Annotated in this window: 9 protein-coding genes; 6 read left to right on the forward strand and 3 right to left on the reverse strand. The window is 55.0% G+C overall.

Translation table 11 applies throughout. From position 1 onward, the window contains the following. Nucleotides 1-86: 86 nt before the first annotated feature. From PGRAT_RS06300 to PGRAT_RS06315, 4 genes are all read left to right on the forward strand, one after another. Complete coding sequence (locus tag PGRAT_RS06300; protein WP_179945398.1) at nucleotides 87-2,270, forward strand: Tex family protein; 2,184 nt, start codon at nucleotides 87-89, stop codon at nucleotides 2,268-2,270. 880 nt (nucleotides 2,271-3,150) lie between these two features. Further along, nucleotides 3,151-4,062 (forward strand): GNAT family N-acetyltransferase, encoded by a 912-nt coding sequence (locus PGRAT_RS06305; RefSeq protein ID WP_025705172.1) that lies wholly within the window; start codon nucleotides 3,151-3,153, stop codon nucleotides 4,060-4,062. Nucleotides 4,063-4,273: 211 nt separating this feature from the next. Beyond that, nucleotides 4,274-5,569, forward strand: a complete 1,296-nt coding sequence (locus tag PGRAT_RS06310) for a GntP family permease (protein WP_025705173.1) — start codon at nucleotides 4,274-4,276, stop codon at nucleotides 5,567-5,569. Between the two features lie 34 nt (nucleotides 5,570-5,603). After that, entirely contained in the window at nucleotides 5,604-6,752 is a 1,149-nt protein-coding gene (locus PGRAT_RS06315) for a glycerate kinase family protein (RefSeq protein ID WP_025705174.1), read from the forward strand. Nucleotides 6,753-6,812: 60 nt separating this feature from the next. On the opposite strand, the gene PGRAT_RS06320 is transcribed toward PGRAT_RS06315, so the two are convergent. Continuing rightward, on the reverse strand, nucleotides 6,813-7,838 hold the full coding sequence (locus tag PGRAT_RS06320) for a CdaR family transcriptional regulator (protein WP_025705175.1): 1,026 nt from the start codon (nucleotides 7,836-7,838) through the stop codon (nucleotides 6,813-6,815). A 224-nt stretch (nucleotides 7,839-8,062) separates the two neighbouring features. Here PGRAT_RS06320 and PGRAT_RS06325 point away from each other — a divergent pair, with 224 nt between their 5' ends. Then, nucleotides 8,063-8,836, forward strand: a complete 774-nt coding sequence (locus tag PGRAT_RS06325) for a hypothetical protein (protein ID WP_025705176.1) — start codon at nucleotides 8,063-8,065, stop codon at nucleotides 8,834-8,836. 317 nt (nucleotides 8,837-9,153) lie between these two features. Here the strand turns inward: PGRAT_RS06325 and PGRAT_RS06330 are convergent, their stop codons facing one another. Then, nucleotides 9,154-10,146, reverse strand: a complete 993-nt coding sequence (locus tag PGRAT_RS06330; RefSeq protein ID WP_025705177.1) for an S-layer homology domain-containing protein — start codon at nucleotides 10,144-10,146, stop codon at nucleotides 9,154-9,156. 83 nt (nucleotides 10,147-10,229) lie between these two features. Continuing rightward, nucleotides 10,230-11,021: an SDR family oxidoreductase gene (locus tag PGRAT_RS06335; protein ID WP_025705178.1), complete on the reverse strand. Its 792-nt coding sequence runs from the start codon at nucleotides 11,019-11,021 to the stop codon at nucleotides 10,230-10,232. Nucleotides 11,022-11,300: 279 nt separating this feature from the next. Here PGRAT_RS06335 and PGRAT_RS06340 point away from each other — a divergent pair, with 279 nt between their 5' ends. Further along, nucleotides 11,301-13,280, forward strand: coding sequence for a GTP-binding protein (locus PGRAT_RS06340; RefSeq protein ID WP_042266215.1), 1,980 nt, complete (start codon nucleotides 11,301-11,303; stop codon nucleotides 13,278-13,280). Nucleotides 13,281-13,346: the final 66 nt, after the last annotated feature.

Below are 13,346 nucleotides of genomic sequence, written 5' to 3' on the forward strand. Positions count from 1 at the left end.
GACTATATGAACACAGACCGTGTACGGAAAGAGGGATTTCATTGACGGTGGATACGAATCAAGCGGGTCCGGCAGCTGAAGAGGCGCTGGCCCGCCAGGAGCAGGAAACGATCACACAGGCGATAGCCAAGGAGCTTGGCATCAGTGTGAAGCAGGTACGGACTACGGTAGGGCTGCTGGATGAGGGGAATACGATTCCTTTTATCGCCCGGTACCGCAAGGAAATGACCGGTGAGCTGGACGAGAACGTACTGCGCGATATTGAAGAGCGGCTCAGCTATTTGCGCAATCTCGGGGACCGCAAAAAGGATGTGCTCCGCAGCATTGAAGAGCAGGGGAAGCTGACCCAAGAGCTGCAGGAGCAGATTCTGAAGGCGGTGAAGCTGCAGGAAGTGGAGGATCTGTACCGCCCGTTCCGCCAGAAGCGCAAGACGCGCGCCAGTGTCGCCAAGGAGAAGGGTCTGGAGCCGTTGGCCGACTGGGTAATGGAGCAGCGCCGCCAGGGCCAACCGCTAGAGGAGGCCGCTAAATATATAGATGCCGAAAAAGGTGTGGAGAGCGCAGAGCTGGCTCTTCAAGGTGCGATGGACATCATCGCGGAGAACATTGCCGACGATCCTACCATCCGCTCCTGGGTCCGCCAGTATACAGCCAGCCAAGGCATACTGGTCTCGGAAGCTAAGGATGCGGAGCAGGAGAGTGTCTACGAGAACTATTACAATTACCGTGAACCGGTACATAAAATGCCGCCGCACCGCATTCTCGCCATCAACCGCGGCGAACGGGAAAATGTGCTGAAGGTCGGCATAGAAGTGACGGCTGACAAGATTCATGCCTTTATCCTGCGAAAGCTGGTGAAGGGGCCATCTCCGGTCAAAGAACTGCTGGAAGCAGTGACCGAGGATGCCTACAAACGGCTGATCGCGCCTTCCGTGGAGCGCGAGGTGCGCGGGGAGATGACGGAAAAGGGGGAAACGCAAGCGATTTCCATCTTCTCCGGAAATCTGCGCAGCCTGCTGCTGCAGCCGCCGGTGAAGGGGCGAAACGTGCTGGGCGTCGACCCGGCCTACCGCACCGGCTGCAAGCTGGCCGTGGTGGACGACACCGGCAAGCTGCTGGAGGTGGCGGTCACCTATCCGACGCCGCCAAACAACAAGAAGCGGGAGGCGGCGGCGAAGTTCAAAGAGCTGATTGCCAAATATGGCATCCAGCTCATTGTCATCGGCAACGGCACCGGCTCGCGGGAGACGGAGCAGTTCACCGCCGAGGTGATCGCAGAGATCGGCGATCCGGGGCTGGCGTACCTCATTGTCAATGAGGCCGGAGCCAGCGTGTATTCTGCCTCCAAGCTGGCGCAGGAGGAGTTCCCGGACCTCGATGTGGCGGAGCGCAGCGCCGCCTCCATCGCCCGCCGCGTGCAGGACCCGCTCGCGGAGCTGGTGAAGATCGACCCGAAGGCGATCGGTGTCGGGCAGTACCAGCATGACGTCTCCCAGAAGCATCTGGAGGAAAGTCTGAAAGGCGTCGTAGAATCGGCGGTCAACCACGTCGGCGTCGATGTGAATACCGCGTCGGCTTCCCTGCTGTCCTATGTGGCGGGAGTCAATGCGACCATTGCCAAGAATATAGTGAAGTTCCGCGAGGAGAACGGCAAGTTCACGACCCGGAAGCAGCTGCAGAAGGTACCGCGCCTTGGCGCCAAGTCCTATGAGCAGTGCATCGGCTTCCTGCGTATTCCCGGCGGCGACAACACGCTGGACCGTACGCCCATCCACCCGGAATCCTATCCGGTAGTGGATCGTCTATTCCGCGAGCTGGGGCTCGATGTGGCCTCGCTCGGCAGCAAAGAAGTAGCCGAACAGCTTCAGGCGCAGGATGCCGCTGAGCTGGCGGTGAAGCTTGATGTCGGCGTGCCTACGCTGCGCGACATCCTGGAGAGCCTGCAGCGTCCGGGCCGCGATCCGCGCGAGGAGCTGCCGCTGCCGATCTTCCGCACGGATGTGCTGAAGATCGAAGACCTGGTTCCCGGTATGGAAATGCAGGGAACTGTGCGCAACGTGATCGATTTCGGCGCCTTCGTCGATATCGGCATCAAGAACGACGGGCTGGTGCATATATCCCAGCTTAGCGGCAGCTACGTGAAGCATCCGATGGACGTTGTCTCCGTGGGAGACAATGTCACCGTATGGGTGCTGGGCGTCGACCTCAAGAAAGGCCGGGTCAGCCTGACCATGCGCCCGCCGAGCGGCAATGATGGAGGCGCGAAATAAACCGCACCCCTAAGCCACCTGCTTCGACTTCCGAGGCAGGTGTTTTTTTGTTAGTTAGGAAATTATGATTTCCCTTACTTATGGACAAGATGTACACAAAGTTGGGTTAAGTAGAAGTGAATTCAGCAGATTTACCCAGAAGGGTAAAAAATCCAGTCGAAGTTGGTAGCCTTCTTGAGCCCTTTTTGCCCCCTTTTATTACAAATAGCGCCTTTCAAAAAATTAGCTGAGCAATGCTATAGAAGTTGAACTTAAAGAATTCATAAAAGGGTAGAAGTGCGGAGGGGAAGTTTAGATACTTACAGAGCGGCAGCGTCCGCCTTTGTCACCGGATTTCAACCGCTAAAGCCGGTTCAAATCAAAAAATTCTTACGACAACAGCGGCTGGAAGTCCAAACATTCCCCGCAGTGGCGACCATACCCCACAAAGTAAAACAAAAGTTCAACTTATATAGTTGGAAAAAGGGAGCTTATTTCTCCCCAAAATCAGCAAATGTAAGATTTAAGTGGAAAAAGGAAACTTAATTGGGCTATTTTAGATTAATAGGAACGGAATGAGCAAAATTAGCTGCCCTTTTCCACTTCGCTTACGGAGAATGGGGTGTACGAGCAAATTAGTTGCCCATTTTCCACTTCGCTTGCGGAAAATGGGGTGTATGAGCAAATTAGCTGCCCTTTTTCCACTTGGTATGGCCGAAGGATTCGTAAAGGGTTCGCCAGGCGACGCTAAACTGAAATTATAAACGGCTACGCCGTTCAGTGAAGGACGGTGCAGCCGTATATTGTTCACAGTACTGAATGGTTATAATTATTTTTCATCTTTCTGTCCTCTTGCTTCCATGTTACGATTTGGAAAAAATATAAGACAGGTGGGTAAGCATTGAATGAAACTGTGATCCGGAATTTTAGGCAGGAAGATATGGCAGCGCTGGGTGAGTTTTATCAGGCGGTGACGGCAGGCGGTCCTGTGATCTTTTGGTGGGTGGGCGAAGAAGAGAATGTTGTCAATGTGTTTTGCGCTTTTGAAGGAAACCGGATGGTGGCCAAAGGCCAGGTTGGGGTATTCAATATCATTCCAACTGAAAGTGCGCCGGAGAATAAGCATAAGATTTTTATCAATTTGAAGGTTGTGCCGGGCAGGGAAGAGGACGTGGAACTGCTGAATGGTGTGTATGAGCGTCTGCTGGCGCGGGCTTATGCTATGAAGGAGACGCTGCCGGATGGTCACGGCACACTATTGTGTGTGGGGAACTATTCGGCTGAAACGGGCTATCACCGTTATTTTCAGGAGCAGCAGGGCTACCGGTATTTACATAGTCTGTATAGCATGCAATGTGACTTGACGAAGCCCGTTGTGGATATGCCGCTTCCTGATGGACTGGACTGGACACATTGGGGAATGGAGACCCGTGAAGAGCAGAACCGGTACATGAAGCTGGAATCAGAGGTGTGGCCGGAGGCGCCGATTGGAGCGGAACGGCTTGCTGAATATCGCGCGCACCCGCTGTGGACCGCCATTATTGCCCGGGAAGCAGGGACGGTGGTTGCCAGTGTGATGGCTTGGCAGGAAGATGCGGGTGGCGTTATTGAGGATGTGTTCGTCCGGGAAGCGTGGAGAAGACGCGGCATTGCCCGCTTCCTGCTGGCTGAAGCCCTGAAATATTTGCAGGGGCATGGGCTTGAAACCGCCTCACTGATCACCGGAACCGACAACGACTCTGCCCAGGCCCTGTATCAATCGGTTGGTTTTCACATTGTAAGCGAAGAAACCAGATACTATATGGAACTGTAGAACTCTGCAACAAGACAAGCGGTCCCGCTTTAGCGTATGATGCCCACATTACAGAAGACGACCTCCCGTTAATCTCGGCCTGTGGCTGAATGATCGGGAGGTTTTTCTTTGGTCAACTGCACAATACATTTCGTCCGAACATCAATATTATTTAATGAGGGCAGCCTTTATACTGAAAGCGTGTTCAACAAGAGCTATAGGGGGCTGTACAATGGAAGGTTTAACAATAGGCTGGTATGGGGCACTGGCAGGACTGGCGCTCGCGATTATTCTGATCCTGAGAAAGCTGAATCCGGTTTACTCCTTATTTCTGGGGGCTATCGCAGGTGCGCTGATTGGCGGGGCCAATCTGGAGCAGACGGTCAGTGTACTTGTAAGCGGTACGCAAAGCGTCATGGGTACGGTCCTGCGCGTGCTTGCCGCCGGTGTATTGGCAGGGGTGATGATGGAATCCGGAGCGGCCGAAACGATGGCCCAGGCCATCGTGAAGAAATTTGGCGGGAGCAAGGCCATTCTGGCGCTGGCTCTGGCTACGATGATAATTACAGCGGTGGGAGTGTTTATACCCGTAGCCGTACTGATAGTGGCACCGATTGCTTTATCTGTAGGCAATAAAATGGGAATCTCCAAAACGGCGCTGCTGCTCGCACTCTCCGGCGGCGGGAAAGCAGGGAATATCATCTCCCCCAATCCGAATACGATTGCCGCTGCGCGGGGGTTCGACCTGGATCTGAGCCATGTGATGCTGGCCGGCTTCATTCCGGCGGTTTGCGGTTTAATTGTAACCGTTATCGTAGCTTCTCTTCTGAAAAATAAAGGTGTGAAGGTGCTGGACGCGGAAGCAGTATACAACGAAATTGACACCTCCAAATATCCGCCGCTCGGCAAAGCTATCGTGGCACCGCTTGTTGCGGTCATTCTGCTGATGATCAATCCGATCGGCTCGATCACGGGCATTGATGCTCTTTCCCGCATTAAGGTGGATGCCTTGTACATTCTGCCGGTTGCCGGGATTATTGGCCTCCTGGCCATGGGCCAGGGAAACAAAATTCTGGCCTATACCTCATCCGGCCTCAATAAAATGACGGCAACGGTGCTGATTCTGATAGGTGCCGGAGGGATTGCCGGACTCATTGCCGCTTCCGACTTGTCCGTGCAGATCGTCAGCCTGATCCAGGCGGCGGGGATTTCGGGAACGTTCCTGGCACCGATCTCCGGTATCCTGATGGCCGCTGCTACCGGCTCCACCTCGACGGGGGTTATCCTGGCGACGGGTTCGTTCGGGCAAGCGATTTTGAATATGGGCACGGCGCCGCTGGCTGCAGCGGTCATGGTGCATACCGGAGCAACGGTCATCGACTCCCTGCCGCAGGGCAATTACTTCCATGTCACAGCGGACAGCATGAAAATGTCGATTAAGCAGCGGATGGGGCTGATTCCCTATGAAGCGCTGGTTGGCGGGACGATGGCGGTTGCGGCAACGGTCATTTACGGATTTTTATTGTAGAGTCTAGGCTTTAATATATGGGTGGGGTGAGGATATGAGCGAAAAAGAAAAAACATTTGTACTGGCACCGGATTCCTTCAAAGAAAGCATGACTGCCAAAGAAGTCTGCATCGCCATGGAAAAGGGGCTGCGGAAGGTCTACCCGGCTGCTCATTATATTCATGTGCCGATGGCTGACGGCGGGGAAGGAACCGTACAGTCCCTGGTCGATGCTTCGGGCGGGGAAATTCATTATAAAGAGGTGACCGGACCGCTCGGGCAAAAGGTTGCGGCGAAATACGGCATTCTTGGCGGCGGACACACTGCGGCGATTGAAATGGCTTCCGCGAGCGGCATCCATCTGGTGTCGAAGGAAACCCGGAACCCCATGGTCACCACTACTTACGGCACCGGAGAGTTGATCCGGGAGTGCCTGGACCGGGGCATCCGCAAGATCATCATCGGCATCGGCGGCAGCGCGACGAATGACGGGGGGGCTGGCATGGCCGAGGCGCTCGGGGCCCGGTTCCTGGATGAGTCCGGAGCGGAACTTCCCCGGGGCGGCGGCAGTCTGGACAGACTAGCTAATATAGATATTTCTGCGCTGGATGAACGCCTCCGGCATGTACAAATGATTGTTGCCTGCGATGTGACGAATCCGCTGTGCGGTGAGCAGGGAGCTTCCCGGGTGTTTGGCCCGCAAAAGGGAGCTACGCCGGAAATGGTGCAAAAACTCGACGTCAGTCTGGCCCATTATGCGGAGGTTGTGAAACAGCAGCTTCACAAGGATGTGCGTGATCTGCCCGGTGCGGGTGCTGCCGGAGGGCTGGGAGCGGGGCTGTTGATCTTTACCCAGGCTGTGCTGCAGAAGGGGATTGAAATTGTGATTGAATATACCGGCCTGAAGGAAAAGCTGGCGGGTGCCGATGTGGTGTTCACAGGTGAAGGCGGCATTGATTTTCAGACGAAGTTCGGGAAGACTCCCTACGGTGTCGCCCGTGCTGCCAAAGCCAGCGGACAAAAGGTCATCGCTGTCGCCGGTTATATCGGCGAGGGCATAGATGCCCTGTATGAGGAGGGCTTCACGGCAATCTTCGGCATCGTCCCCGGGGCCTCCGGCCTGGAGAAGCTGCTGGCCGAGGGGCCGCAGAACGTCGAGCGGACCTGTGAGAATATTGCGAGAATTCTGAAACTAAACGGATAGCGTAAAAGACAGCGGCCCTGGACAGTTCACTTCAGGGCCGCTTTAGTGTGTGAAGCGGCATTACTTGTAGAGCGCCAGCAGGCCATGCGTGAGCTCGAACAGCTGGAGCAGATTGCGCGGATCTTTTCCGGTCAGGGTCTGAATCCGTTTCAGGCGGTATTGCAGCGTGTTGCGGTGGATATTCAAGTCATCGGCGGTATGGGAGACGCTGCAATTATGGTTAATGAAGCTTCTAAGCGTCTCTATCATATCCACGGCATCCTCCAGCTTGGCTGTGGGGTTAAACGGGGCCAAAGGGGCGTGGCTCAGCTTCACCAGAAATTCCACGTTCTCAAACGCAATGACCTGTGAAGCGGGCTTCAGCGCCAGCAGAATATTCATTGCGGCTCTGGCCTGGCGGTAGCTTTCCGCTATGCTCGCTTCCTGCCTGCCGGCGGCGATCAGCACTTGGGGCTGGCCCTGCAAAAGCTCGCGGATCAGCGGCCCGGGATCGCCTGATTCTTGTAAAATAAGCAGCTGCGTCTCTTCATCAATAGCAAATGAAGGGTAGCGCAGCAGCAGCTTGTCCGGGTCTGCCCCGGCACTGAAATGCTTAATGTACAGGACCACGGTTTTCAGCAGCAGGTCGATCTGATACGGGGCCGCTTCTTTTCTCAGCTTTTGCGAATAGGCTCCCTGATGATTCAGCAGCAATTCAAGGAACGCCTTTCTACGATTCGCTTCATGGGCCTGAGTCTCCAAGCTGTTGCGCTGCTCAATTAACAGGGATACGGTAGTTCTGACAATATTGCAAAATGGGCGGACCTCATCCGGATTTCCGGAGATGCCGATGACTCCCACACGGGTATGGCCGATCACAATCGGCTCATTGGTACCTTTTTTCTCAAAACGGCTGTCCTCCCAGACTTCAACCATTCTGCCGGTGGACAGCGCCTGGACCGCTCCCTGATGCACCGTCCCGACCCGCTCTCTTCGGCCGCTGCCGATAATAATCCCGTCTGCATTCATGATATTAATATTGTATGGGATGTCCATCATCATTTTATCCACGATCTCCTGGGCCTGACTCTCCGAAAGCTGGAACAATTCACATCCTCCTTCGCCAAAGGGGTAACTACCGGTTGGGTCCTCCTTACGGCTGACCCGTTATATTAAAGTTGTTGTGCATCTGAACAAAAGTATAGCGGATTTTAATGCTGCTGTCAGAGACACTTGTCTTTTTCGGGCAGATCTGGTTCATATGCAACTTTAATCCAGCTGCGGACGTCTAAATACAGAGAGAGAAACAGCAGCATAAGGAGGGATTTTCAATGATTACTGTAAAAAAAATATTGGGGCATTCCGCCCTGGCCGCTCTAATGCTGGTCCTCGCGGCCTGCAATTCAGCGCCGGAAGCGGAGCCGGAGCAAACTCAGGGTTCGCCTTCGCCCAGCTCGTCAGCAAGCGCAGCGGCGAGTGCATCAGCGAGCGCCTCACCAAGCGTAGTGCCGAGCGCATCAGCAAGCATAGCGCCGGCATCTTCGGAACCGGCAGGGAGCCAGGTGCCGCAGGCTCCGGACGCACCGGAGGAAGGGATGCCGCCTACAGCTATGGAAGCAGCGTCCACAGTGATGAGAGCACTGAGCAGAGGCGATATGGAGACCCTCGCATCCTGGGCGCACCCCGACAAAGGTGTGCGTTTTTCACCTTACGCTTATGTAGATACGGCCACTGATCTGGTATTCACCAGAGATCAGTTGAAGGGGCTGATGAAAGATTCTAAACCGTACGTATGGCGTGAATTTGCCGGTTCAGGGGAGGTCATCAAGCTGACCTTTGCGGAATACTTCAAGCGGTTTGTATATGACGCTGACTTCATGAATAAGGCTGAAACGGCTCTGAATAAGGGGCTGGGGCAGGGAACAACCTTGAATAATATCAACGAAGTCTACCCCAAGGACAGTTACGACTTCGTTGAGTATCATATTGCCGGTGTGGACCCTTCCGCAGAAGGCATGGACTGGCGCAGCCTGCGCCTGGTCTTCGAGAAGATGGGCGAGGACCGCGCTCTCGTAGGCATTGTCCATGATCAATGGACACCCTGAGCTGGGAAGGTGCGGCAGATAGCTGCTCTTTTGCCGAAAAGGCCTCATCCGGACTCATCCCGGACTGAGAATATGCTATTTTGTCTAAAACGGGCTTATCCGCGTGTGTTTTCTGCAAACAATGCACTGGAGCCCGGAACCATTCGAACTGGTACCCATGCTCAGCGTCCGGCAGGTCAGTGCCTCTTCAGAAATGTTCCTTCAGGTTGATTCACGCCAAAAGACCGTGCCCCCAGGGGGCGCGGTCTTTTTAGGCCTATTTTAGCAGCTGCCTTCGGGCCTGCAACCCGAGCCAGCCCTTCCATTCCAATTGCGGCTTATCTTACACTGGAACCGGAGGATGAAGGAGCAGCGGATAGGGACTTGGCAGTTGCGGTATAACCTTCTGGCAGATACGTTACTGCGGTTCCCTTGGTGATGACCATCGGGTACATTTTGCCCGGGGCCGGCTTGGTTACACTGAAATAGATGACCGCCGTTTTATCTTTGCCGAATTCGATCCGGTTAATAACCAGTCCATACCCCGGGTTTGGCAGATCGTTGACGGTAAGTGTAGCTTTGTTTACGCCTTGGCCGGCTTTTTCCAGAGTTACTGAACCCTCATACAGCTGAGCAGGAGCTGCGCTTCCCTCATCCGGAGGTGTCACCCCTGGGGTAATCACCGTTTGAGCAAACTCAGCAGCGTCATAGATCCAGACGGCAGCTTCCGCACGGGTCACCGCATCATTTGGACGGAAGGTATTGTTCTTCTCCAGTGTCACCAAACGGGTGTTCACCAGAATTTGCAGGCTGTTCATCTCAGCATTGGACAGCTTGCTGCCATCTGAGATATCGGCGTACATCAGCGTTACCGGGAAGTTCCCCTTGCTCTGCAAAGCCTGGGTCATCAAGTGGGCGAACTGGATACGTGTCATCGCAGCGTTCGGATCAACCGACTTATCCAGGGTCAGACCGTTTTGCTTCGCAATGAGGAAAGCGGATGCATACCAGGCCTTATCCTTTACTTTGTCAAAATATACACTAGACGTAACTGTACTATTGCCGCCCGATGCCTTCGGGGACAACTGCAGGCCGTTCACGATAAACTGGATGCCTTGGGCAAAGGTAACCTTCGATTTTGGCGCGAATCTGTCCGTAGTCACTCCATTAACGACTCCCTTGTTATGCAGTGCGTTGATTTTCGACTCAGCGGGATCTCCCTTGATGTCGGAAAAAGCAAAAGCCGATGCTCCAAAAGATACGCTTGCCGCCAGAATGCCGCACGCAATAGTCATTTTTTTTGCGCTCATCTGGAAAGAATATTTATTCATTGTGCCTCACCTCTTATTCTCTTAGATGGCGGAAAGCGTGGAAAGGTTGCAGGTCCACTCCAAAAAAATGCAATGCAGAGAAATTATCCGCGCAGCAGCGATTCCGCACCGTCCACAAAAATCTCCGTGCCGGTAACATGAAACGACTCATCCGAAGCCAGGAACAGCACCAGGTTGGCGACTTGCTCCGGTTTGCCGGGGGCCTGCTCCAGCGGGTGATTGCCGTCCGGAAATTCTACGGGGATTTGTACTTCCTCCAGCTCTTCGCTTTTATAAGTATTCTTTCCAATATTGGTGTCAATAGAACCGGGGCACACGGCATTTACGCGAATGGCGTATTGGGCCAGCTCCAGTGCAGCCATTTTCATAAAAGCAGTCTGTCCAGCCTTCGAGGTCGAATAGGCCGATGCGCCAATGTTGGAGAATACCCGGTTGCCGTTAATCGAGCTGGTGATGATCATGCTGCCGCCGTTTTCCTTCATATAAGGGATGGCGTATTTGACAGTGGCAAAGGTGCTGCGCAGATTCGTATGGATGGTCTGATCCCAATCGTCCATTTCCAGGGTCTCGATGGGTGCCATCGTTCCGTTAATCCCGGCATTGGCAAAAATCACATCAATCCGCCCGTTCTCGCCGCCAATCCTGTTGATACTTTCTTCCACCAGGCCGGGATTGGAGACATCGCATTGGATGACTGCGGCCGTGCCGCCAATGGACTCAATCTCCTGTTTCGTCTCTGCGAGATTCTCAGGGGTAAGATCGAGTATATATACTGCAGCCCCATGCTGGGCAAAACGGATTGCCGTGGCCTTGCCGATCCCTGAAGCACCTCCGGTGACTACTGCGATCTTATCTTTCAAACGTTTGTCTGCCATGAACGATTCCTCCTAAAAGTTTTTTTGAGCTTAACTTTCCTAATTATCACTATGTGCAAAACTGATTTCGGGAGCAGCTGTTGGGGTTGTGACGTAACGCGATATTTTAGCACTTCAGTAACTACATACCCTGTGCCCCCGGGATGAACCAGTGTTTTGATGCGGTGAGCGTAAGCAGTGAGGATATGCGGTGAGGATTGAACAGCGGCGCCCTTTCGCTGTACACTTAGGAATGGTAGCGCTTTGATCATAAATTCAGTTCATGACAGGAGAACATAGATGGTTCAGCAGCAGGGGACGGGACGGATCAATGTGGGGATTTTTGCCCATGTTGATGCGGGGAAGACCACAACTACAGAGCATATTCTCTATGAAAGCGGCCGCATTAAGGCGGTGGGCAGTGTGGACAGCGGAACGGCGTTGACCGACTCCATGGAGGTGGAACGCCAGCGGGGGATTTCCGTGCGTGCGGCCTTGGCATCGTTCGAGTGGCGGGGCGTGCAGGTGAATCTGGTCGATACACCGGGGCATGTCGATTTCCTGTCCGAGGTGGAACGGAGCTTGCGGGTGATGGACTGTGCGGTGCTTATTTTATCGGCGGTTGAAGGCGTGCAGGCCCAGAGCGAGATGATCTGGAACGCGCTGCGCAAGCTGGGGATTCCAACACTGATTTTTCTGAATAAAATGGACCGGGCCGGCGCAGACCCAGCAGCTGTGCTGGCTCAGGCGCGAACGTATCTGTCCGGTGATATCCTGCCGGTCCAGCAGGCGCTTGGACAAGAGCAGAACTATACCGGTGCCTTGGACCTATGGGCAGAAGCTGCGGACCCTGCGGCGCGGACAGAGCTACTGGAAGCGCTGGCGGAACGGGACGAGGCGCTTTTGGAAACATATATGTCGGGGACTCCGCTTGATCTGACAGCCTGGAAGGAACAATTGAAGGCGGGAGCAGGCGCCGGAAAATGGTTCCCGCTCGTCTACGGCGTGGCAGCTAAAGGTCTTGGCATTACGCAGCTGCTGGACGCGATGACCGATTATTTCCCCCGTGCCGGCGGGAATCCGGAATTGCCTGTATCCGGCATCGTATACAGCATTCAGCGTGACAAAAGCATGGGCCGCATGGCCTTCGTCCGCCTCTATCAAGGAACGGTCCGCAACCGGGATACGGTGCTGAATTATACGCAGGATGTTCAAGGCAAGGTCACGCAGATCCGCAAGGTAGAAGGCGGGCGCACGGAGGATGTCGGCGCGCTGGAGGCCGGAGATATCGCCGTAGTCTACGGATTGTCCGGGGTAAGAATCGGTGACGTGCTGGGCGTTCCGGACGCGATTCCGCAGGAAGCGAAGCTGGCTGTGCCGCTGCTCACCGTGCGGGTGCATTGGGAGGCGGCTGTGGATGAGCATAAGGTCATCGGAGCTTTCCAGGAGCTGGCTGATGAAGACCCGCTGCTCGATACCCAGTGGCTTCAGGATGAGCGGGAGCTGCACATCAAGGTCATGGGTCCGATTCAGCTGGAAATTCTGGACAGTGTGCTGGAGAGCCGATACGGCCTGAAGGTTACCTTCGGCCAGCCCTCGGTGATCTATCGGGAGACGCCAAGCCGCGCGGGTGAAGGCTATGTCGCCTACCTGATGCCCAAGCCGTGCTGGGCTATTCTGCGGTTCCGGATTGAGCCGGGGCCGCCGGGCAGCGGGCTTCGCTATGAATCGCTGGTCCGCAGTTCCGATCTGCTCCCGCAATACCAGAACGAAACCGCCCGCCGCGTGCCGGAGGCGTTAATGCAGGGTCTGTACGGCTGGGAGGTAACAGACCTTAAGGTGACGCTGACCGAGGGGCAGCATCATGTGTGGCATACGCATCCGCTGGATTTTGCGGTGGCTACGCCGATGGCGATCATGGATGGACTGAACCGGATCGGCACCAAGCTGCTGGAGCCGATTCTCCAGGTCCGCATCGTCGTGCCCGAAGAGAACGGCGGCCGCGTCATGAACGATCTCGTGCAGATGCGCGGCACCTTCGAGCCGCCCGTCCTGCAAGGCGAGCGGATGATCATCGAAGGCCGGCTGCCGCTGGCAACCTCACTCGATTATCCCGTGAGCTTAAGCTCCTACACGAATGGGCGCAGCACGTTCACTTCCTTTTTTGCCGGCTACGAAGAATGCCCGCCGGATGTCCGGGCCGAGCGCACCCGTCGGGGCGTGAACCCCCTGGATCAGGCGAGGTATATTCTGAGCGTGCGGAAGGCGCTGCAGGGGTAGGGGTGAAGGGGGAACGGGCTTAGCTGGGACAGATATTGTTTGTATGTAGCACACATGAAATTCCCG

The sequence above is a fragment of the Paenibacillus graminis genome, from assembly GCF_000758705.1.
Classification (GTDB): Bacteria; Bacillota; Bacilli; order Paenibacillales; family Paenibacillaceae; genus Paenibacillus_AQ; species Paenibacillus_AQ graminis.

Bases quoted from the DNA above. Each gene is read 5' to 3' on its own strand.
- PGRAT_RS06310 (WP_025705173.1), top strand. From the start codon at position 4,274: ATGGAAGGTTTAACAATAGGCTGGTATGGGGCACTGGCAGGACTGGCG.
- PGRAT_RS06315 (WP_025705174.1), top strand. From the start codon at position 5,604: ATGAGCGAAAAAGAAAAAACATTTGTACTGGCACCGGATTCCTTCAAA.
- PGRAT_RS06325 (WP_025705176.1), top strand. From the start codon at position 8,063: ATGATTACTGTAAAAAAAATATTGGGGCATTCCGCCCTGGCCGCTCTA.
- PGRAT_RS06330 (WP_025705177.1), bottom strand. From the start codon at position 10,146: ATGAATAAATATTCTTTCCAGATGAGCGCAAAAAAAATGACTATTGCG.
- PGRAT_RS06335 (WP_025705178.1), bottom strand. From the start codon at position 11,021: ATGGCAGACAAACGTTTGAAAGATAAGATCGCAGTAGTCACCGGAGGT.
- PGRAT_RS06340 (WP_042266215.1), top strand. From the start codon at position 11,301: ATGGTTCAGCAGCAGGGGACGGGACGGATCAATGTGGGGATTTTTGCC.